Origin of the sequence: Streptomyces sp. NPDC050997 (genome assembly GCF_040660135.1) — a bacterium.
Classification (GTDB): domain Bacteria; phylum Actinomycetota; class Actinomycetes; order Streptomycetales; family Streptomycetaceae; genus Streptomyces.
Genome location: NZ_JBFAGK010000028.1, coordinates 1 through 20,191, shown reverse-complemented (window position 1 = coordinate 20,191; position 20,191 = coordinate 1). Strand labels below are relative to the sequence as shown.

Genomic DNA, 20,191 nt, shown 5'->3' with positions numbered 1-20,191 from the left:
ATGAGCTCAACGGGGCGCGTGAGCAGACACGTTGGGTCAATCACTGTGGAATCTCGTTCGACGATCCCGGATGCGTACGCGAGACTTTCCGGGTTTTCACGAGGAGTTCGGGGCGCTGTGCGCGTGGTGGTGAGAGGCGGCGAGGAGTGACCTTCAAGTTGGAGGGGCCGGTCCTGGAGGGCACGTCGGTGCGTCTGGAGCCGCTGGAGCGGCGGCACACGGCCGAGTTGGCCGTGGCGGCCGAGGAGGACCGGGGCAGCTACGCGTACACCTGGGTGCCGAGGGCCGACGAGGTCGGGGAGTACATCGACGCACAGCTCGCCCGCGCGGCGACGGGACGGCTGGCCCCGTACGCGCAGATCTCGACGGCCACGGGCCGGGCGGTCGGCGCCACCTCCTACTGGGAGCCGCGCTGCTGGCTGTCCGACGATCACCTCGACGCCGTGGAGGTCGGCTTCACCTGGCTCGCCGGGTCCGCCCAGGGCACCGGCCTGAACGCCGAGGCCAAGCTTCTCCTCTTCCGGCACGCCTTCGAGCGGTGGGGCGTGTCCCGGGTGGACCTGAAGACCGACGCCCGCAACGCTCGCTCCCGCGCGGCGATCCAGAGCGTGGGGGCACGCTTCGAGGGCGTGCTGCGGAACTGGTCGCGCTCCTGGGCACCGGGGGAGCACGGCCGACTGCGTGACTCCGCGATCTTCTCGATCACGGCGGAGGAGTGGCCGCACTGCCGGACCCGGCTGGAGGAGCGCGTGGCGGGGTATGCGGCGCGGGCGTAGCGGAGCCGGGGCGGAGATCAGGCCGAGTCGTTGAGCAGGCGGGCCAGGTGCTCCCGGCCGGCGCCCAGCAGGTCGGGCAGTGGTGCGGCGGCCTCGTACCACCGCTTCTCGTACTCCCAGCACAGCCAGCCGTCCCAGCCGTGCCGGGAGAGCACCTCCACGCATTCGGCGAGCGGGAGCACGCCCGTGCCGAGCTGCAGCGGGGTCGTGTCGTCGGCCGAGGCGATGTCCTTGACCTGGACGTATCCGAGGTGCGGGGCGAGGGCCGCGTACGACTCCGAGGGCTGTTCGCCACCCAGCCAGGTGTGCATGACGTCCCACAGCGCGCCGACCTGGCGGTGGCCGACCGGGCCGAGGACGCGGATCGCGTCGGCGCCGGTGCGGTGCGAGTCATGGGTTTCGAGAAGGATGCGTACGCCGAGGTCGGCGGCGTACTCCGCGGCCGTGCCGAGCCGCCGGGCGGCGGTCGCGTCGGCCTCCTCCCGGCTCTGCTCGGTGCCGCCGCCGGGGAAGACCCGGATGAAGGGCGCGCCGAGGTCGCGGGCGAGGTCGAGGAGCCGGTGGACCTCCTCGATCACGGGCTCGTCGTCGCCCGGCGCGGCCACCCGCGCATACCCGGCGAGGCCCAGCACCGCCACCCCCGCCGCCTTGAACTCGGCCGCCGCGGCGACACGTTGGGTGAAATCGAGGCCGGGGTGCACCGGCTCCTCCGGATGGGCGCGCAGTTCTACGCCGTGATAGCCGTACGTGGTCGCGAGGCGCAGCACGTCCGGGAGGGGGAGGCCGGGTACGCCGAGGGTGGAGAACGCCAGTTTCATGTAAACGGACCCTACTCGTCCGAACTGGGACCAGGGACAACCGGTGCAGACCGGTTCCGTACCGAGTGCGGTGAATTTGGTACCGGACTTGCTTGCGCATGCGCAACTCGCGTCACGTTGATGCTCGTTTTCGGTCGAAAGGGAATGGGCCGTGGAGGCGTCGATCGTTCCTTTTCCACTGCTGCCGCGGAGTGCCCGAGGCGTCGCTATGATGCCGAAATCACCGACATGTGAGCGTGCAGGGGGAAGCGTGCGGCTCGGTATCGAAGTGCTCGACGATGACGGGGGACAGCTTCGTTCCTTGCACCGCTGGCTGCTGCGCGACCCGGACACAGCGGGCGCGACCTTGGCCCTGCGCGGTCGGCACGAGCAACCCGGTGCCATGGGTGTCGGCCTGGACCTGATCGACGTCGTGCTCGGTAACACGGTGGGCCTGGGCGGACTCCTCCTCGCCGTGGCGACCTGGCGCAGGTCGCGGGGGAACGCGCCCCTGGTCCGAGTGGAACACGAAGGCATCACCGTGACCGTGACCGGAGCCGACCAGGAGCAGATCGAGCGGCTGGTGCGCCAGCTGGCCGGGCCGGGCTCCAGTCGTCAGGGCGGCCCGCGAGACGGCCCGCGAGACGGCCCGCGAGACGGCCCGCAGGTGCCCGCGACACTCGATCGACCGCAGGCATGACCGAGCTCTCGAATCCCGCCCGCAGTCGGGCCCTGCTGATCGGCGCCCATTCCTTCGCCCATCCCGACCTGGAACCCCTGCCCGCCGTGGCCCGGAACCTCAGACGGCTCGCGGCCCTGCTGCGTGACCCGACGGTGTGGGGACTGGCGGCCGACCATGTGTCCGTGCTCGCCGAACCCGGCCGGGACCAGGCGTTGGAGGAGGTCACCCGCCTCGCCGACGAGGCCGAGGACACCCTGCTGGTCTACTACGCCGGGCACGGCTTCGTGCACGATCTGTCGAACGAGCTGTATCTGGCACTCCCCGGGACCAACCCGGACCGCCTGTACAGCGCCCTGCGTTACCAGGACATCCGTGAACTGCTGTTGAGTCCGCAGGCCAGAGCCCGCCGAAAGGTGGTGATTCTCGACTGCTGCTGGAGCGGCCTGGCTCTGCACGGCGCGATGTCGGCCTCGGGGCTCGGTGGAATGTCGGACATCGGCGGCACGTTCGTGCTGACCGCGACGTCGGAGACCCGGACGGCGCTGGCGCCACCGGGCGAGACCTACACGGCGTTCACCGGCGAGCTGATCGACGCGCTCGAACACGGAGTGCCGCAGGGACCGCCCGTACTGACGATGATGACGCTGTACCACCATCTGTACGGCTCGTTGGTGGCCAAGGGGCGGCCGACACCCCAGCAGCGCAACGGCAACACGGCGGGGTCGATCGCCCTTGCCCGCAACCGCTACCAGCCACCCGACCCGGCCCTGGTCGAGGCGGCGCGGACGGGGGAAGGTGCGACCGGACAACAGGTGACCGTTCCCTCACCGTCGGAAAGACCGAGGCCCCGTCCGAAGCGCCGCATGGTCATGGTGGCTGTGTCCACCGCGCTGGTCGCTGCATTGGGGACGCTCCCCCTGACCTTGGGCCCCCTCTTCGACGGGTCGTCGGACAGCGGCTCCTCGCGCGGAGCGGGAACCGGGGGCGACAAGGGGACCGAGGACGGCGTCACCGTCAGGATCGGCGTGAGCGTGCCGCTGACCGGCGCCTACGCCTTACTGGGCAAAGGCATCAGGAACTCGGCGGAGTTGGCGGTCGAGCAGGCCAACGACAAGGGCTTGGTCCCCGGCGTCACCTTCGAGGTCAAAGCACTGGACGACAAGGGCGAGGCTGCCGTGGGAAAGAAGAACGCCACCGCACTCGTCGCCGACCCGAGCGTGGTCGGAGTCGTGGGGCCGCTCAATTCAAGCGTGGCGGCGGATACCCAAAAGATTCTCGACGAGGCGCTCTTGACTCGGATATCACCGGCGAATACCGCCCCCCAGCTCACTTTGGGCGACGACTGGCTCGAGGGGAAGTACGCCAGGCCGTACAGCACCTACTTCCGTACGGTGGCCAACGACCTGGCGCAGGGGCCGGCCGCGGCTCGTTATCTGTACGGAAAGGAAGAGCACCGCAACGCTTTCGTCATCGACGACAAGAAGCCCTACGGCACCGCACTGGCGCAGACGTTCGCCAAGGCGTTCCAGGCCGAGGGCGGCACCGTCGTGGGAAGAGCCCAGATCGACAACTCCCAGTCCGACATCACCACCCAAGTCGCGAAGGCCCGGCAAGCCGGAGCCGACCTGGTGTACTTAGGCGGCGAGTACGACACCGCGGCCGCCCTCAGCGGACAGTTCCACTCCACGGACCCTGGCATCCGCGTGGCCGGCGGTGACGCCATCTCCGTCGATACGTACGCGGAACTGGCGGGCGACGGTGCCGAAGGGGACATCTGCACCATCGGAGGGGCTGTGACCGAGAAGCTGGACTCGGCCAAGCCGTTCCTCGCCGCGTATGACAAGGCGGGCTACACGAACCCGGGCGACCCGGGCCCCTACGGCGGTTACGCATACGACGCCACATGGGCGTTGCTCCGTGCCTTCAAGCAGGGTGTCCACCTGACCGCCGCCCACGGCCTGCCCACGGCCGCCCGCCACGACGTGCGCGAGGCGGTCCAGAAGGTCCGCTTCGACGGCGCGATGGGGAAGGTCGGCTTCGACGACTACGGCGACCCCATCACCCAGGCGGTCACCGTCTATCGACTGCACGCCGGTAAATGGACGCAGGTGTAGCCGTAGCCGTACGCGTACCCGTCACTCCGAAGCGCCCCGCAGGTCCAGTCGCCAGTCCTGCCCGTTGAGGTCCTGGCCGAAGGAGCGGTGCGGTTTCTCGGCGGTGAGGACGAAGCCGTGGCGCTGGTAGATGCGGCGGGCCGCGCCGAGGATGTCGTTGGTCCACAGGACGATGTCGCGGTAGCCGACGCCTCGGGCGAAGTCCACCAGAGCCCCGACGAGCCGGTCGCCGATGCCGAGGCCGCGCGCGTCCGGCTCGACCAGCAGCAGCCGCAGCCGGGCGGTGCCGGGCGCGTCGTCCCGTACGCACATCACGCATCCCACCGGCCGCCCGTCCAGCTCGGCGATCCACACCCGCTCCAGATGCGGGTCGTGATCCTCCGCGAAGTCGGCGACGATCCTCGCCACCAGCCCCTCGTAGTCGGCGTTGAACCCGTACTCGGCCGCGTACAGCGCCGCGTTGCGCTGCACGACCCAGCCGAGGTCGCCGGGCCCGGGTTCGCGCAGTACGACGTCCTCCCGGCGTGGCGGACGACCGTCGGAGAGGATCTCCCGGACGGTCCGCATCGCCTCCGACAGGCGGGACCGGTCCGGGGACGGCACGGTGGCGAGCAGCGCGCCCACGGATTCGTTCGCGCGCTCGGCGAGCAGCGTGGCGGTCTCCCGGCCGCGCTCCGTGAGCGTGACGTGCCGTCGGCGTGGGTCAAGGTCCGAGGCCGTGCGCTCGATCAGCCCGTCCTGCTCGAATTTGTTCAGGATCCTGCTCAAGTAGCCCGCGTCCAGCGAGAGTTCAGTGCGCAGATCGATCGCGTCCGTACGCGGGGAGTGCGCGAGCTCGTACAGGACGCGGGACTCGGTGAGGGTGTAGGGGGCGTACAGGTGGCGGCTGTAGTCGAGCGCCCCGATGACGTTCGTGTAGAAGCGGTTGAAGGCGCGGATGTCCTGGACGGTCATGATCGTTTGACCCCGTGTGATCCAAGTGAATGATGTCGATAGTTGACTCAGTCAGAGATCTCTTGGGGTCGAGGGTAGGACGAACGGGCGGCGCGCGTCCATGCCCGTGCGGTACCCACCTTCTTTGGTTCACCGGGGTCGGGATCCACAGGGCGTCGGGATTCGCCGTATGTCCGCATTCGCTGTACGTGTGGACTCGCTGTACGTCCGGGATCGCCGTGCGCCCCGCTCAGCCCCGGGGCACCCCGGAGGACCCCCGCACCATCAACTCCCCCCGGATCACCGTGATCCCCCCGGGCGGCGGTTCCTCCCGCCCCATCGCGATCCGCCCGGCCCGGGCCCCCGCCTCGGCCAGCGGCAACCGCACCGTCGTCAGAGAGGGCACCGCGTCGATGCTGAACGGCAGATCGTCGAACCCCGCCACCGAGACGTGATCCGGAATCCGTCGCCCCGAGTCGCGCAGCGCCGCGCACGCCCCGATCGCGACGGAGTCGTTCGCCGCCACGATCGCCGTCAGGGAAGGGTCCCGGCGCAGCAGCTCCAGCGTCGCCTCGTACCCGGACCGTCGGTCGTAGCGCCCCCACACCGTCCACCGCGGATCCTCCGAGATCCCGTGCGAGGCCAGCGCCTCCCGGTGTCCCTCCAGCCGGTGCCGGGTCGTCGTGCGTTCCTCGGGGCCCGCGATGTAGCCGAGCCGCCGGTGTCCGAGCCCGATCAGGTGCTCGGTGAGTTCCCGGCCGCCCCCGCGGTTGTCGAAGGTCAGCGCGATCGCCCCGGTCTCCGGCGCGGGCGGGCGCCCGCACAGCACCACCCGCGTCCCCGTCTCCGCCAGTCTCCGCAGCTTCGCGCCCATGGCCGCCGCGTGCGGTACGTCCTCCACGGCCCCGCCGGTCAGCACCACGGCCGCCGCCCGCTGCCGCTGCAACAGCGTGAGGTAGGTCAACTCGCGTTCCGGAGAGCCCCCGGTGTTGCAGACCACCGCGAGCCGTTCCCCGCCGGCCCGCCCGCCCGGCCCCCCGATCTCGGACTGGATGGCGCTCGCCATGATCCCGAAGAACGGGTCGGCGATGTCGTTCACCAGGATCCCGACCAGGTCGGACGTGGCCGCGGCCAGTGCGCTCGCGGGACCGTTGAGTACGTAGTCCAGCTCGTCCACCGCTCGCAGCACCCGCTCCCGGGTGGTGGCCGCCACGGGATAGTTCCCGTTCAGCACGCGCGACACCGTCGCGGGCGAGACCTGCGCGCGGGCCGCCACGTCCGCCAGGGTCACCGTCATCTCGTCGTCCTCCGGTCGCGCATCTCGTCGTACGTCCTCGTGGCCGGGCCGTCGCATGGCCGGGCCGTCTGGATGGGTAGACAGGCCCCCCACGGGCACGGTTCCGATCGTTCGGAACGTCGAGTCGTGTCGTGTCGAGCAGACCATAAAGCCCTGACCCCCAGTTGTTCGCCCCCTCGAACAACTCAACCCCGTCACGGTCTTGTCTGGACCGCTGCACAGAGGCTAGCTTCTCCGTAGATAGAAAGCGCTTGCTGTGCCGCTCATCAGTAGAGGCGTACGCGGCGCGCAGAACCGCGTACGAAACGCGTACGAACGCTGCGTACGAGACCTACGAAGGGGACGACGTGACACGCAAGACGGTGCGTATCGCCATGAACGGTGTGACCGGGCGTATGGGCTACCGACAGCACCTGGTCCGCTCCATCCTGGCCCTCCGCGAACAGGGCGGCCTCGACCTCGGCGACGGCACCGTGCTGTGGCCGGAGCCGATCCTGGTCGGCCGCCGTGAGCACGCCCTGAGGGCGATGGCCGAGCAGCACGGCCTGGAGCACGTCTCGACGGACGTGGACGCCGTTCTCGCCGACCCGACCGTCGAGATCTACTTCGACGCCCAGGTCACCTCCGCCCGCGAGGAGGCGCTCAAGAAGGCGATCGCCGCGGGCAAGCACATCTACACCGAGAAGCCGACCGCCACGGGACTCGAAGGCGCCCTGGAGCTCGCGCGGCTCGCCGACAACGCCGGCATCAAGCACGGCGTCGTCCAGGACAAGCTGTTCCTCCCGGGTCTGCTCAAGCTCAAGCGCCTCATCGACGGCGGCTTCTTCGGCCGCATCCTCTCCATCCGCGGCGAGTTCGGCTACTGGGTCTTCGAGGGCGACTGGCAGACCGCCCAGCGCCCGTCCTGGAACTACCGCGCCGAGGACGGCGGTGGCATCGTTGTCGACATGTTCCCGCACTGGGAGTACGTCCTGCACGAGCTGTTCGGCCGGGTGAAGTCCGTCCAGGCCCTCACCGCCACCCACATCCCGCAGCGCTGGGACGAGAACGACAAGCCCTACGACGCCACCGCCGACGACGCCGCCTACGGCGTCTTCGAGCTCGAGGGCGGCGCGATCGCCCAGATCAACTCCTCCTGGGCGGTCCGCGTCAACCGCGACGAACTGGTCGAGTTCCAGGTCGACGGCACGGAGGGCTCGGCCGTCGCCGGTCTGCGCAACTGCCGCGTCCAGCACCGCTCCGCCACCCCCAAGCCGGTCTGGAACCCCGACATCCCCGCCACCGAGGTCTTCCGCGACCAGTGGCAGGAGGTCCCGGACAACGCCGAGTTCGACAACGGCTTCAAGGCCCAGTGGGAGCTGTTCCTCAGGCACGTCTACGCCGACGCCGACTACCACTGGGACCTGCTGGCCGGCGCCCGCGGCGTACAGCTCGCCGAGCTGGGCCTGAGGTCGTCGGCCGAGGGCCGCCGTCTCGACGTACCGGAGATCTCGCTGTGACCATCCAACTGCCCGACTCCAGCGGCCGGTTGAGGACGTACGAGCCCCGCCCGGAGCCCCTCGTCGTCACTACCGGCGCCCCCTTCTCCTCTCGTACGGTCTTCTCGGCGGCGCACGTCGTCGCCGACCCGTACGCGGACGTGTCGCCCGACTCGCCCGCCACCGTCGACTGGGACGCCACCCTCGCCTTCCGCCGCCACCTGTGGTCGCACGGGCTCGGGGTCGCCGAGGCGATGGACACCGCCCAGCGCGGCATGGGCCTGGACTGGGCGGGCGCCGCCGAGCTGATCCGCCGCAGCGCGGCCGAGGCCAAGGCGGTCGGCGGTCTCATCGCCTGCGGTGTCGGCACCGACCAGCTCACCGGCCCGGCGACCCTCGCCGAGGTCCGCGCGGCCTACGAGGAGCAGCTCGCCCTCGTCGAGGAGTCCGGCGCGCAGGCCATCCTGATGGCGTCGCGCGCGCTCGTGGCGGCCGCGAAAAGCCCCGCGGACTACCTCGACGTCTACGGCCACCTGCTGCGCCAGGCCACCGAGCCGGTGATCCTGCACTGGCTCGGCCCGATGTTCGACCCGGCGCTTGAGGGCTACTGGGGTTCGTCCGACCTGGACGCGGCCACCGACACCTTCCTGGAGGTCATCGCCGCGCACCCGGACAAGGTGGACGGCATCAAGGTCTCCCTGCTGGACGCGCAGCGCGAGATCGACCTCCGCCGCCGCCTCCCGCAGGGCGTCCGCTGCTACACCGGCGACGACTTCAACTACCCCGAGCTGATCGCGGGCGACGAGCAGGGCTTCAGCCACGCCCTGCTCGGCATCTTCGACCCGCTGGGCCCGCTGGCGGCTCAGGCGGTCCACGCCCTCGACACCGGGAACACGGCCGGCTTCCGTGAACTCCTCGACCCGACAGTCGAGTTGTCCCGCCACCTCTTCCAGACGCCGACCCGTTTCTACAAGACGGGCGTGGTGTTCCTGGCCTGGCTGGCCGGCCATCAGAGCCACTTCACCATGGTCGGCGGCCTCCAGTCGGCCCGCTCCCTGCCGCACTTCGCCCGCGCCTACGAACTCGCCGACGGCCTCGGCCTGTTCCCGGAGCCGAAGTCGGCCGAGGAACGGATGAAGACCCTGCTGTCCGTGTACGGAGTGGACCAGTGACCGACCTCGCTCGCTTCAGCATCAACCAGATGACCGTCAAGCAGCTGTCGATGCCGGAACTGGTCGCCTGCTGCCTGGAGTTGGGCGTGCCGGGCGTCGGCCTGTGGCGCGAACCCGTCCAGACGTACGGCGTGGAGGCCACGGCCAAGCTGGTCCGCGACGCGGGCCTGGCCGTCACCACCCTGTGCCGGGGCGGCTTCTTCACGGCCATCGACCCGGACGAGCGCGCCCGGGCCCTGGACGACAACCGCCGCGCCGTCGACGAGGCGGCCACGCTGGGCACGGACGTCCTGGTGCTGGTCTCCGGCGGCCTTCCCGCCGGCTCCAAGGACCTGCGCGGGGCGCGGGAGCGGATCGCCGACGCGCTGGCCGAGCTGGGCCCGTACGCCGAGGACCACGGGGTGAAGCTGGCCATCGAGCCGCTGCACCCCATGTACGCCTCGGACCGCTGCGTGGTCTCCACCCTCGCCCAGGCCCTGGACCTCGCGGAACGCTTCCCGGCCCAACAGGTCGGCGTCACCGTGGACACGTACCACATCTGGTGGGACGACACGGCACCCGAGCAGATCGCCCGGGCCGGCGCGGGCGGCCGCATCCACACCTTCCAGCTCGCCGACTGGACCACCCCGCTGCCCGAGGGCGTGCTCAACGGCCGCGGCCAGATCGGCGACGGCGCGATCGACATGCGGGAGTGGCTGGGATACGTGACGGCGGCCGGGTACACCGGGCCGATCGAGGTCGAGCTGTTCAACGACGGGTTGTGGGCGCGGGACGGCCGCGAGGTCCTCGCGGAGACGGCGACGCGGTTCGTGGAGCACGTGATCTCGTGAGCGAGGGCCTCTGACCGATCGAACGGGTCGACGGCCGCTGGGTGTGGGGGACACCCGGCGGCCGGGCGGGGGGTGTGCGAGGCGCGCGTGGGCGGAGTTCCTCCCGGACGGCCCGCGGCGAGGGTCAGAGACCGGAGGCCGGGGCCGTGAACGAGTGCAGGTCGGCTACAGCCAGGGTTTGCTCCGCGTTATACGCCTCGAAGGTGCCCATGCGCTGGAAGCCGAGGCGGGTGGCGAGCTTGAGCGAGCGCTCGTTGGCTGTCTGGGTCACCACCAGGACCGGCTGGTCAGGCAGTTCGCCGGCGGCGGCGCGCAATATAGCGGTCGCAGCCTCGAATGCCAGCCCCGCACCCCAACTGCCGCGCCGGAGCAGGTACGTCAGCTCCAGTTCCGCGCCTTCGTCGGTGACATGTCCGGGAAGGTCGGGGGAACGGCGGTCGAGCACCAGTGTCCCGATGAGTCGGTCGGATTCCTTGTTGGCGATGACGTAGACACCGGGCTTGCCGGCAATTCCGCTGACGCCGTTCGCAGCGAAGTACTGCTCGACGACGCTACGAGGTCGCGGGCCACCGAGGTGACCGCGGACCTGTGGATCGGTCTGGAGCTCGATGAGACCGTCGATGTCGGCATCGTGCGCTTTTCGCAGCAGGAGACGATCCGTGGTGATCGCCGCGGCGGAGAGCGTGGGTAATGCGTTCATGGGATCCATTGTCCGGCGCCCTCGTCCGTGCCTTCGCCCGCGACCGGGTCTTCCAGCCCTGAGCGGGTCGTATGGCCGAGCCGGTCCATCGTGCTGCGGCAGAAACGCGCCTGGGAACGTGGGGCAGTCACGACAGTAGAGTCACGGTGTGACCGAGCTCGTCTTGTTAGCGACTGGCTGGGATGCTGACGTCTTCGCTCTCGACACGCAGCGCGTCCTGCGCCGGTATCGGGGCGAAGGTGACGTGGCCGCTGAGGCCTCTGTGATGGCCCACGTGGGCGGATTGGGATTCCCCTTGCCATGGGTCTACTCGGCCAGTGGTGGTGATCTGGTCCTCGAACGGCTCACCGGCCCGACCATGCTGCAGGCGCTGCGGGCAGGGGAGATCACCGCCGTGGCGGCGGCGGAACTGTTGGCTGGTCTGCTTGCTCAGCTTCACGCGTTGCCGCCACAGATGCCGGAGAAGCCCGGGGAGCGCCCGGTGCATCTGGATCTGCACCCGGCGAATGTCATGCTCGAAGCGCGAGGACCGGTTGTGATCGACTGGCGTAACTCCGGACAGGGCCAGCCTGAGTTCGATGTCGCTGTGTCCGCACTGATCGTGGCGCAGGCCGCGGTCGACTCCGCGCGGGAGGAGGCCGCGCTCGCCGCTACGTTCCTCACCGCGTTCTTGGCCAGCGTCGACGCTGTGTCTTCCGAGGCGTTGGAGCAAGCAGTATGGTTCCGCCGGGCCGACCCCAACCTGGCTACGCGCGAGATCGCTCTACTGGCGATGCGGTTTCGTTGATCGGTTAGCGTCGCGGCCACAGCTGTGTTGCGTGCCGATAAGACGGTTGCCCACCTGCGGTGCGTGACTGTTCGTACGGGATGATCAGGGCATACGCGACGGTGACGGGCTGTTCGCCATGGAGCCGGTCCAACCGCCCGAGCGGGGGAAGCCGACGGCGTGGGCGGCAGTGGACAAGCGGTTCAGGGCGTTCGACCCGCACCAGGGCCACCTCGCCGGGGTCACGGGGGTCGTCGCGGCTGCTGACTGCTGACTGCTGACTGCTGACTGCTGACAGCGGCGCGACCGCGACCGATCCCACGATCACGGCCCTGGCCGCATGCTCGTTACTGGCCCACGCTCCTAGCGGCACTGCCGTCGGTTGGCGACATCAGGTGCCGATGTGGCCGTCCTTGACGGCCGTCACGAACGACGCCCACCGTTGCGCCGAGAACACCAGCGCCGGACCACTGACGGCCTTGCTGTCGCGCACGGGCACGTCGGCGTGGCCGCGGGCGACTTCGAGGCACTCGCCCTGATCGCCGCCGCTGTAACTGGACTTGTACCACCCGGTGAGGGCGGACGAGTCGGAGACGGTGTGCTCACTGCTGACCATGGTCATGTTCCTTCGCTGCCGCCCTGACGAGGGCCAGTGACTCCTGTTGCGACAACGCGTCGCTCAGCGCTAGAGCGTAGGCGGTCCGGCTGGCGGCCACCAGCGTCGGATCATCCATCAAGTTGCCGGTGAGGAAGCCCTCGACGTAGGCCACCGGAGCGGAGTCCTCGAAGCTCATGAGCGTGAGCAGGCTCTGTAGGAGTGAGTGCGCCCCGACGCCGAACGGCAGGACGTGCAGTCGCAGCCGTCCCGCCTCGGCCACGTCCGCGATCTTGTGCAGTTGTTCGGCCATGACCTGCGAGCCGCCGACGCGGCGTCGCAGCACAGACTCGTCGAGCAGTGTCCAGACGACCGGCTTCAACGGACCGTCGAGAATCCGGGCACGCTTTGTTCGAATGACAACGTCTCTGTCAAGTTCCTCCGCCGTGTGGTTCGGTCGATACGCGCGGAACAGGGCGCGTGCGTAGTCATCGGTCTGGAACACGCCGGGAACCAGTGAGAGCGCGAACTGCTGGATCAACGTGGCCTGTTGCTCCAGTTCGGCCACGACCGCGAAGTGGTCGGTGTACTTCGACTCCAGGTCCTCCAGCCAGCGGACGAAGAACCCGTCGGTGCCGAGCGCCCGGTCGATTCGCTGCGCGTCATCGGGCTTCGGCAGCCGCCTGCCCGCCTCGAAGTGACTGATCAGCGTCGGTGAACACACGACCTGGTTGCCCAGTTCCTCCTGGGTGAGGTCGGCGGCTGCCCGCCGCAGCCTCAGTTCCTCTCCGTACTTCTCCCGTTGCGTCCGCGGTGTACGAGGCTTCGCCATCCTGCCAACTCCCCACTTGACGTGCGTTTCGTCAACTCCCAGGTACTGGCAGCGTAGCCACGGATGACCCCACTCTGTGACTGGTTCACCACACAACGCAGTCAGTCGAGAGAAAGCAGGTCGACGTGGCCACCGTCATCACCCGGCACTTCAAGCAGTTGCTGAGGTCCCTCCCCTCGGCACGTGGGCTCCGCCGCGCGAAGTCCGCGCCGGTTGCCGCGAAGCCCCAGGTTCTCGGAGTGGGCCTCGGTTCGGCGTTCTTCCCTCGCGCGGGGAGCGACGGGTGAGCGGCCGGGGTGTGAAGGGTCGGCTGTACGTCTGCTGCCCTGGTCGGGTTCGGAGGGCAAGCCCTGCTATGTCGTCGGTGACGGCACGGGGTTGGTGTCGCGCCTTGCCGACGAGACCGAACGCGTCCAACTCGGCATGGCCGGTGACCTCCTCGGTCATGCCGCGGAGCTCCTGGTCGAGCCGGGGGTCTCCCAAGGTGAGCTGCACTATCTCGCCCGTTGCCTTGCCGAGTCCCTGCGGGACGTCAGTCGGATCGCGGAGAGCCGGGGAGCGCGTCTCGCCGGGTGAGGCACGTGCCGACCCTGTTCTGCGGCCGCCGCTGTATACGCTACGTATACTCGACGCATGTCCGACGTCATGATCCGCGTGCCCGCCGAAGTCCGTGACCAGCTGGCCGCCGTGGCCGAGGCGCGCGGCATCAGCCTCCGTGCCCTCATGCAGGACATAGCCGCTCAGACGTTGACTCCCGCGCAGGTCAGGGAACGGGCCGACCGCACGCGTGCGGTGCTCGCCGAGCGCTTCGGGCACTACATCTCGGACGAGGAGTCCGCCGAGATGCGGCGCAAGATGCGTGAGGCCGCCGCCGCTCACCGTGCCGCCCCGGCCGAGACGGAGCCGTCCCCTTGAGCTGGACCGAGCACTGCATCCTCGACACCCCCACCCTCCTGGCGTTGGGAGGCGACAAGCAGGTCTCCGGCCTCATCCACGCCGCTGCCGCCAGCGACGACGTGCGTCTGTGGGTCCCCGTCCTGTGTCTCCTGGAGGCCGAGCGCCGACGCGCCGGGATCGTCGACCACGTGGGCGTGCTGGTGGACGTACTCCATCTCGTCGACGACGACTACGCCATGGCGGTGACCATCGCCGAACTGGCCCGCTCGGGCGTCGACTTCGGCGTATCGGCAGCCGTCCACACGGCCCGCCCGAACGAGACGCTCCCCATGGGCGGCCTGATCGCCACCGTGGCACCGGAGCCGTACGCAGGGCTCGGAGTCGGGATCATGGACCTGAACCGCTGAGGGGCACCCCGCGACCGTGAGGGGTTCCTCGCTGTCAGGCCGGCGGGCCGACGGACTGGCGGGCGTAGGACGCGAGGCGTTCCGCGAGCGCGGTGACGAGGTCGCGCAGTTCATCGGGGCGCTCGATGACGAACGGCCGGTCGAGTGAGGCGAGTACCGGAGGCAACCAGTCGAGCCGCTCCGCCCGCAGCTCGACGCGCATCCAGCGCTCGGTCGCCCCGTCCTCGGCTGCGACGGGCTCGTACTCCTCCAGGCGCGCGACGCTTGCGGGAAGGTGGGCGCGGATCTGCTCGACTGTCCCGTGGATCCGCAAGGTCACCTCATGCCGGTACTCGGCCGTGGCGAACCCTGACAACACCCTGTGCGCCGGATCGGGATCCACGGGTGCCTCGAATGAACCGGGCAGGGTCCTCGCGTCTGCGATGCGATCGAGTCGGAAGGTTCGGTCCTCGCCGATCTCGGGGTCCGTGCCCGTGACGTACCACCGGCCCGAATGGGCGACGATCCCGTACGCGTTCAGGGTGCGTTCGCTGCGTCGGCCGTCGCGGTCGGTGTACCGGATCGAGACCGGTCGGCTGTGGCGTACCGCGTCGGCGATGGTGAGCAGGACCCCGGTGTCCGGGGTGGGGAACTCGCCGGGCTGATCCGTGAAGGCGAGAGACTCCAGGAGTGTGTCGAGCCGGCGTGCGAGGTGCTTGGGCAGCACCCGTCGGATCTTGGCCGTTGCCGTCTCGCTCGCGGTGTGACCCGCCGCCATCAACCCTGTTCGGCGGCCGGCGACCAGGCCGAGCAGCACGGCCAGCGCCTCGTCGTCGCTGAGCATGAGCGGAGGCAGGCGGTACCCGGGGGCGAGCCGGTACCCGCCGTAGCGGCCGCGCACCGACTCCACGGGCACGTCAAGGTCGATCAGCTGGTCCACATACCGCCGCACTGTGCGCTCTTCGACGCTTAGCCGGTCGGCGAGTTCGGCCGCTGTCCGAGTGCCGCCGGACTGCAGCAACTCCAGGAGTGTCAGTACGCGGCCGGTGGGTCGAGGCATGCGCACAGCCTAAGGCGAATACCGGACCGATTCTGTCCACTATTTCTCCTAGCCTGCGACATGCACGCCTTCAGCACAGTCCTCCAGCACAGCCAAGGAGATCCCCATGGACTTCGTCTCGATCCGCATCATCACCAGCGACGTAGCGCGCCTCGTCGAGTTCTACGAGCGAGTCACAGGGGTGCAGGCGATGTGGGCCACCGAGGACTTCGCCGAACTCAGGACCGCGGGCGCCACCCTCGCGATCGCCGGCACCCGCACCGTCCCGCTGTTCGCCCCGGGTTCTGCCCGCCCGGCGGACAACCACAGCGTGATCACCGAGTTCCTTGTCGACGACGTGGACCGCGTTCACCAGAACCTGACCGGCTTCGTCACCGACTTCGTCACCGAGCCCACCACGATGCCCTGGGGCAACCGGTCGCTGCTGTTTCGCGACCCCGACGGCAACCTCGTCAACTTCTTCACCCCGGTCACCCCGGCGGCCATCGAGAAGTTCGCACGTTGACGCCTGTCGCGGTCAAGTATCGGAGTCGGCGTGGTCCACAGCTTCAGCGAAGTAGGGCCAGCCGTCCACTTCGAGATTCTGCGCCGATGGCGGGATCTCCAGAACAGGCGCCGCAGCGTCGAGCAGGCGCCGGACCGTTCCCGGCTCGTAGAGGTTGAGCCAGGTGCGGTCAGGGAGCGCATGACCGTACCCGCCTCGAAGTACGAGTTCGAAACGATCCTGCCTGGGCCCGGGGCAAAGACCAAGGACAACCGGCGTCGAATGCCCTGCGCTGACGCCTCTGGGAAAAGGGACAGTGTCACCTGACAGTCAGCGTAGTCAGGTCTCATCCTCTGCCGGACCGTCCAGTACCAGACAGTCCCGTTCACCACGAGGCGGCGGATACGTCGATCGTTCCCCATTGAGCCACAGTAGAACGTTGACCTGGTACGAACGGCAGCGTTTTCTTTCGACGCCCCGGTCACCCCGTCGTGATCATTTGTCAGGCGGGCCCTGAGGGCCGTTCCTTCGATTGGCTCGACGACGGGCCATAAGCTCAACGTCCTTGTCTCGGACCACGTCGATTGTGTTCTGGCGGAGGCGGGTCGGACGTGGGCGTAGACGGTTGCGCTGACTCCGATGTCGGCGTGGCCGAGGAGGTCCGGCGAGGAGTCCAACGCCCTGTTCCAGAAGCAGGGGTACGGTCAAGTGCCGGAGGCCGGGTGCGGATGGTCGGCATGACGGATCGGGATCGGTTGGGGCGGCCGGCGGTGCACTATGCGGCTGCCGATGGTGACGCGGAGGGCCGGAGGGGGCTGTTGGCCGGGGGAGCCGACTCAGAGGCAGTCGACACTGCGGGCTGGACGCCGCTGCAGTTTGCGGCGCAAGCGCAGTCGCCATCGGCCATCGAGGTCCTCCTAGCCGCAGGTGCGACGGTCGATGCCGCGGATGGTCGTGGCAGCACGCCGTTGTGGAGGGCGGTGTTCTGTTCGCAGGATGAGAGGGCCACGATCCGGCTGCTGCTGGAAGCCGGTGCCGACCCCGACCGGGGCAACGCTCATGGTGTGAGCCCGCGGGCGCTGGCGGGACGGATTGCAAACTACGACGTGGCTGCCCACCTTCCGGGCGGAGCCGGGACTTTCTCCTAGGCTCCGCCGCGGAGGGCTCGCCGCTGCGGGACTCGGGATCGAAGCGGGTGTAGAGGCGCGGGCCGCTTGTGTCTGGGCTGTCTTCCGCCTGCGGACCACCACCCGGAGCTCGAAACTCACCGACATTCCAGACGCCGACCACACCCAGTCGTTGCTGGAACTCACCGACAGGCGTTGCTGCCCGTCATCGACATACCACCTGCATACGACGACCTGCGCCGCATGCACTTGGAGGCCGGGCAACAGACTCCCTTTCACATCACGGTCTCCGGTGGCTGGCGTAACTCGACCAATGCACGTGGGCACTCCAGCGTGGACGTCGGTGCGATCGTGGGTGTACGGCTCCGCTGTCATGGCGATGCCGTCTACCGCTCGGATTCATCGTTGCGGCAGCCGGTCCTGGCGAAGGAGGATCGTGCCCAGTGGATCTGGTGGATCACGCCGGGCACCGCCGGACCCCACCTATTTTCCGGTGCCGGAGGTCCGAGGGGGACGTCGCTGCGGTTGTCGCGTCGACGTATGTGCACAGGTCGGGAAGGTATCGCGTCCAGCAAGAAGCACGCGCCCGTCCCGCAGTGCATGCTTGTGCTGTCTTTGGTCGCGAGAGGAGGGAGTTGGTGTTGTCTCAGGATGTACGGATTCAGCAGGCGTGGAGGCGAATCACCGAGTGGCTTGGCGAGAATGCGTCGCGTCATGCCGAAGCAATGAATCCTGGAGCCGACGAGAGTCTGATCGATGCGGCTGAAGAGGAGATGGGGACGGCGGTCCCCAGCGAGCTTCGGGCGTGGCTGCAGCTGAACAACGGCAGTACCGGCAAGGATGTGGTGGAGGGGCACCTCTATGAACCGCATCCGGATTCGGTTTTCCTGCCCGGCAACAATGTCTTCCTCGACCTTCGCCGGGCCGCAGGCGTGTATCAGGATCTTCGCGCCTCAGGGGCGGACTGGCAGCCCGAGTGGATTCCCTTCGCCCAGAAGTCCGACGCCCCCTACGGATATTTCCTCGACACCGGCGCGGGCTCTGCGCAGGCTCCGGTGATGTACTTCGCGGAGGCGGCGCTTCCGAAGCTCGCCTTCTCCTCTCTGGCGGACTTCCTCGAAGCCATGGCCGACGCCCTGGAGGACAGGGGCGGGATCCGGGCGCTGGGGAACCGGGTTCCGTACGGACCGGTCACGGACTCGGGGGTGCTGCGCTGGAAGCGTGCGGAGAACGCCCCCTAGAGTCGCGACGACAAGGCAACGGAGGAAGGGCCCGGAAGCCCACTCGGCGCTTCCGGGCCCTTCCCTACGCGTTTGTCACCTGACGTCGCAGACGGCGGCGGTCATCGCGCAATTGTCGAACCCTGGCAGGCCGACCCAGTAGTCGTCCCCGTCCCGCAGCCGGTTTCGATTGATGAAGCCGCCGAAGGGCGACATGGACTGGCTGTTCTGGTTGAGGGAGATGCTGGAACGGCCGCACACCTCCCCGCCGACCGGCAGGTCGTAGTTGTCGTCGCTGTAGAGCGTCCAGTGGCCACTCCCCACCTTGACCCCGTACGTCGACAAACACGTCGTCGGATCCGTCACCTGATTGGTGCCACCCTTGCCCGAGGGCATGCCAGCGCTCTGGTAGCTGTTGGCGAAGGCGAACTCGTCGCAGCTCGAACTGTCCTTGTTGGACGAGCTCAGCTCCGGGGACAGGCCGATGTCCGTACGCCGAATATAGGCGGGCGAATCCGGGCACACCACATTCCGGCTATCGTCGGATGTCCAGTCGTCGCGGTTCATGTACGTGAGGGGTGTGCCCCCGCCCCTACGGCCGAAATGCTTGCCGTTGCGCGTCTGGACAAGCCAGGCGTGCGCCGCGGCGGCCGGGAACTTCTTGGCATTGAGGACGTAGGTCGGCTTGTAGTACTCGAACACGCAGCCGGGGTTCGCTGTGACCACCCGGTCACAGCGCAGCTGCGAGTACCGGTCCGTGCTGACAGCGACGGCGTTCTGCGATGGGGTCCCGGCCACGGTGGCCCCGAGCTTCCAGCTCACACCGACCAGGTCCGAGGTGCGGGTCTGCCCCCAGAACAAGCTCACCTGCACATCGCCGACATGCCGGTCGCCGACGCCCCACTCCCAGACGGACGGGGTCTTCCAGATGGCGTTGCTGGTGGTGCAGTCGAACTCGCAGGTCTCGCCGAAGGTGATGGTGACCGGTGCCGTCGTTGCCACCCCGGTGGCGGAGGTTGGGACGAGCTTCAGCTTCGTGTTCATGCCGTTCTCGTCGCTGTACGACTTGATCTCCGCCTGGACGTCGAAGTCCATCGTGCCGATGATCTTCCCGTCCTGGTTGGTGATGACGATCGGTATGTGATCCTTCAGGCATGCCTGCGTGCGATTGATCCATTGCACATGGTTGTTGAACGGCTTTTCGTCGCACCATTCGACGAAGCTCCCGGTGCCGGCCGCCCGGACGGCCGCCACCGAGGTGGCCGACGTGGCGGAGGGACCCGCAGGTCCGGTGCCGTTGATCTCACTCAGGCTGACGTCGGTGGGCGTGGTGTCGTCGCCGGGCTGGTCGACGCTCGTGTCCGGGTCGCCGAAGAGTACCTCCGGTAGCTTCGACTGGTCGCCGGGCACGAAGGCGACCGCGTCCCAGGCGATGTCCTTGTCACCGGTGCCGCCGCTGTTGAAGTTGGACAGCCGTACCTCGGGGCGCCTGTCCTTGAACCGATAGCCGCCTAGTGAAACCCACTTGTTGGACTGGTTGGCGTCCTGGGAGATCGTCTTCTTCTTCGTGCCGAACGCGGTAACGATCTCGTAGACCGCCTCGGCGGTCTGCGCCCCGTGGTCGGGGATGTGCACGAGGACCTCTGCGTCGCCGCCGCGGCCGGGGATTGTGGAGTTCAGCTTCCAGACACCGGTGGCCTCCATGCGATTGGCCGTCCCGGCCGTGGACTCCGGCTGCCGCGTGTGCGCGAAGTAGAAGTGGTTGCCGTATCCCGCCCCGATCTGGTGGGTGTCTATCTTCCCCGGATAAGTGCCGTTCCACGCGCTGTAGTTGAGCGTGAACGTGCCGTCGGACTTGGCTGCTCCGCAACTGCGCGAGGCCGAACCGGCCGGGACTACACCGTTGGGCACGTCATCGACGATGAGCGCGCCGCTGGGCAGACCGCTGCTGCAGCGCGGCGGGTAGGAGTTGGCGTCCGCCTGCTCCGGGTAGCTCGTGTTGAAGCGGTGGACCTGGTTGCCGCACTGGGCGTAGGTCGTGCAGT

Annotated in this window: 21 protein-coding genes and 1 pseudogene; 14 read left to right on the top strand and 8 right to left on the bottom strand. The window is 68.7% G+C overall.

The features are described 5' to 3' along the window. The first annotated feature begins 146 nt into the window (after positions 1-146). Complete coding sequence (locus AB0H86_RS39155; RefSeq protein ID WP_362450029.1) at positions 147-776, top strand: GNAT family protein; 630 nt, start codon at positions 147-149, stop codon at positions 774-776. Positions 777-793: 17 nt separating this feature from the next. Here AB0H86_RS39155 and AB0H86_RS39150 read toward each other — a convergent pair whose 3' ends face one another. Next, complete coding sequence (locus AB0H86_RS39150) at positions 794-1,594, bottom strand: sugar phosphate isomerase/epimerase family protein (protein WP_362450027.1); 801 nt, start codon at positions 1,592-1,594, stop codon at positions 794-796. A gap of 250 nt (positions 1,595-1,844) precedes the next feature. On the opposite strand from AB0H86_RS39150, the gene AB0H86_RS39145 reads away from it, so the two are divergent. Together AB0H86_RS39145 and AB0H86_RS39140 are read left to right on the top strand one after the other, a co-directional pair. Then, the gene (locus tag AB0H86_RS39145; protein ID WP_362450026.1) at positions 1,845-2,273 is read left to right on the top strand and encodes a hypothetical protein; all 429 of its coding nucleotides are present in this window, start codon (positions 1,845-1,847) and stop codon (positions 2,271-2,273) included. Then, a complete protein-coding gene (locus tag AB0H86_RS39140) occupies positions 2,270-4,369 on the top strand; it encodes a penicillin-binding protein activator (RefSeq protein WP_362450024.1) in 2,100 nt (699 codons plus the stop codon). Before AB0H86_RS39145 ends, AB0H86_RS39140 begins: the two co-directional genes overlap by 4 nt. A 21-nt stretch (positions 4,370-4,390) precedes the next feature. On the opposite strand, the gene AB0H86_RS39135 is transcribed toward AB0H86_RS39140, so the two are convergent. Then, positions 4,391-5,323 carry a bifunctional helix-turn-helix transcriptional regulator/GNAT family N-acetyltransferase gene (locus tag AB0H86_RS39135; RefSeq protein ID WP_362450022.1) on the bottom strand — a complete coding sequence of 311 codons (933 nt, stop codon included), beginning with the start codon at positions 5,321-5,323 and terminating at the stop codon, positions 4,391-4,393. Positions 5,324-5,552: 229 nt separating this feature from the next. Then, positions 5,553-6,599, bottom strand: a complete 1,047-nt coding sequence (locus AB0H86_RS39130; protein WP_362450020.1) for a LacI family DNA-binding transcriptional regulator — start codon at positions 6,597-6,599, stop codon at positions 5,553-5,555. A gap of 347 nt (positions 6,600-6,946) precedes the next feature. Between AB0H86_RS39130 and AB0H86_RS39125 the strand changes: the two genes are divergently transcribed. The 3 genes from AB0H86_RS39125 to AB0H86_RS39115 are packed head-to-tail and all read left to right on the top strand — an operon-like array spanning position 6,947 to position 10,079. Then, positions 6,947-8,098 (top strand): Gfo/Idh/MocA family oxidoreductase, encoded by a 1,152-nt coding sequence (locus tag AB0H86_RS39125; protein ID WP_362450018.1) that lies wholly within the window; start codon positions 6,947-6,949, stop codon positions 8,096-8,098. Continuing rightward, the gene (locus tag AB0H86_RS39120) at positions 8,095-9,249 is read left to right on the top strand and encodes a dihydrodipicolinate synthase family protein (RefSeq protein WP_362450016.1); all 1,155 of its coding nucleotides are present in this window, start codon (positions 8,095-8,097) and stop codon (positions 9,247-9,249) included. The genes AB0H86_RS39125 and AB0H86_RS39120 overlap by 4 nt, the downstream gene beginning before the upstream one ends. Further along, positions 9,246-10,079 carry a sugar phosphate isomerase/epimerase family protein gene (locus tag AB0H86_RS39115; RefSeq protein WP_362450013.1) on the top strand — a complete coding sequence of 278 codons (834 nt, stop codon included), beginning with the start codon at positions 9,246-9,248 and terminating at the stop codon, positions 10,077-10,079. The genes AB0H86_RS39120 and AB0H86_RS39115 overlap by 4 nt, the downstream gene beginning before the upstream one ends. A 124-nt stretch (positions 10,080-10,203) precedes the next feature. Here the strand turns inward: AB0H86_RS39115 and AB0H86_RS39110 are convergent, their stop codons facing one another. Then, positions 10,204-10,788, bottom strand: a complete 585-nt coding sequence (locus tag AB0H86_RS39110; protein WP_362450011.1) for a GNAT family N-acetyltransferase — start codon at positions 10,786-10,788, stop codon at positions 10,204-10,206. A gap of 139 nt (positions 10,789-10,927) precedes the next feature. On the opposite strand from AB0H86_RS39110, the gene AB0H86_RS39105 reads away from it, so the two are divergent. Further along, positions 10,928-11,566: a phosphotransferase gene (locus AB0H86_RS39105; RefSeq protein WP_362450009.1), complete on the top strand. Its 639-nt coding sequence runs from the start codon at positions 10,928-10,930 to the stop codon at positions 11,564-11,566. Between the two features lie 370 nt (positions 11,567-11,936). On the opposite strand, the gene AB0H86_RS39100 is transcribed toward AB0H86_RS39105, so the two are convergent. Further along, positions 11,937-12,161, bottom strand: coding sequence for a DUF397 domain-containing protein (locus tag AB0H86_RS39100; RefSeq protein WP_362450006.1), 225 nt, complete (start codon positions 12,159-12,161; stop codon positions 11,937-11,939). After that, a complete protein-coding gene (locus AB0H86_RS39095) occupies positions 12,148-12,972 on the bottom strand; it encodes a helix-turn-helix transcriptional regulator (RefSeq protein WP_362450003.1) in 825 nt (274 codons plus the stop codon). Before AB0H86_RS39095 ends, AB0H86_RS39100 begins: the two co-directional genes overlap by 14 nt. 125 nt (positions 12,973-13,097) lie before the next feature. Here AB0H86_RS39095 and AB0H86_RS39090 point away from each other — a divergent pair, with 125 nt between their 5' ends. From AB0H86_RS39090 to AB0H86_RS39075, 4 genes are all read left to right on the top strand, one after another. Then, a complete protein-coding gene (locus tag AB0H86_RS39090; protein ID WP_362450001.1) occupies positions 13,098-13,259 on the top strand; it encodes a hypothetical protein in 162 nt (53 codons plus the stop codon). A gap of 94 nt (positions 13,260-13,353) precedes the next feature. Continuing rightward, positions 13,354-13,548 (top strand): hypothetical protein, encoded by a 195-nt coding sequence (locus AB0H86_RS39085; protein ID WP_362449999.1) that lies wholly within the window; start codon positions 13,354-13,356, stop codon positions 13,546-13,548. 57 nt (positions 13,549-13,605) lie between these two features. Then, positions 13,606-13,887: an Arc family DNA-binding protein gene (locus tag AB0H86_RS39080; protein WP_362449996.1), complete on the top strand. Its 282-nt coding sequence runs from the start codon at positions 13,606-13,608 to the stop codon at positions 13,885-13,887. Next, positions 13,884-14,276, top strand: a complete 393-nt coding sequence (locus AB0H86_RS39075) for a hypothetical protein (protein WP_362449994.1) — start codon at positions 13,884-13,886, stop codon at positions 14,274-14,276. The genes AB0H86_RS39080 and AB0H86_RS39075 overlap by 4 nt, the downstream gene beginning before the upstream one ends. Before the next feature lie 34 nt (positions 14,277-14,310). Here the strand turns inward: AB0H86_RS39075 and AB0H86_RS39070 are convergent, their stop codons facing one another. After that, the gene (locus AB0H86_RS39070; RefSeq protein WP_362449992.1) at positions 14,311-15,315 is read right to left on the bottom strand and encodes a YafY family protein; all 1,005 of its coding nucleotides are present in this window, start codon (positions 15,313-15,315) and stop codon (positions 14,311-14,313) included. A 106-nt stretch (positions 15,316-15,421) separates the two neighbouring features. Here AB0H86_RS39070 and AB0H86_RS39065 point away from each other — a divergent pair, with 106 nt between their 5' ends. From AB0H86_RS39065 to AB0H86_RS39055, 3 genes are all read left to right on the top strand, one after another. Then, positions 15,422-15,820, top strand: coding sequence for a VOC family protein (locus AB0H86_RS39065; RefSeq protein WP_362449990.1), 399 nt, complete (start codon positions 15,422-15,424; stop codon positions 15,818-15,820). Positions 15,821-16,527: 707 nt separating this feature from the next. After that, positions 16,528-16,947 (top strand): ankyrin repeat domain-containing protein, encoded by a 420-nt coding sequence (locus tag AB0H86_RS39060; RefSeq protein WP_362449987.1) that lies wholly within the window; start codon positions 16,528-16,530, stop codon positions 16,945-16,947. A gap of 617 nt (positions 16,948-17,564) precedes the next feature. Then, positions 17,565-18,167 (top strand): SMI1/KNR4 family protein, encoded by a 603-nt coding sequence (locus AB0H86_RS39055; RefSeq protein ID WP_362449985.1) that lies wholly within the window; start codon positions 17,565-17,567, stop codon positions 18,165-18,167. A 75-nt stretch (positions 18,168-18,242) separates the two neighbouring features. On the opposite strand, the pseudogene AB0H86_RS39050 reads toward AB0H86_RS39055, so the two are convergent. Beyond that, positions 18,243-20,191, bottom strand: a pseudogene (locus tag AB0H86_RS39050) (Tat pathway signal protein); the annotation flags it as partial.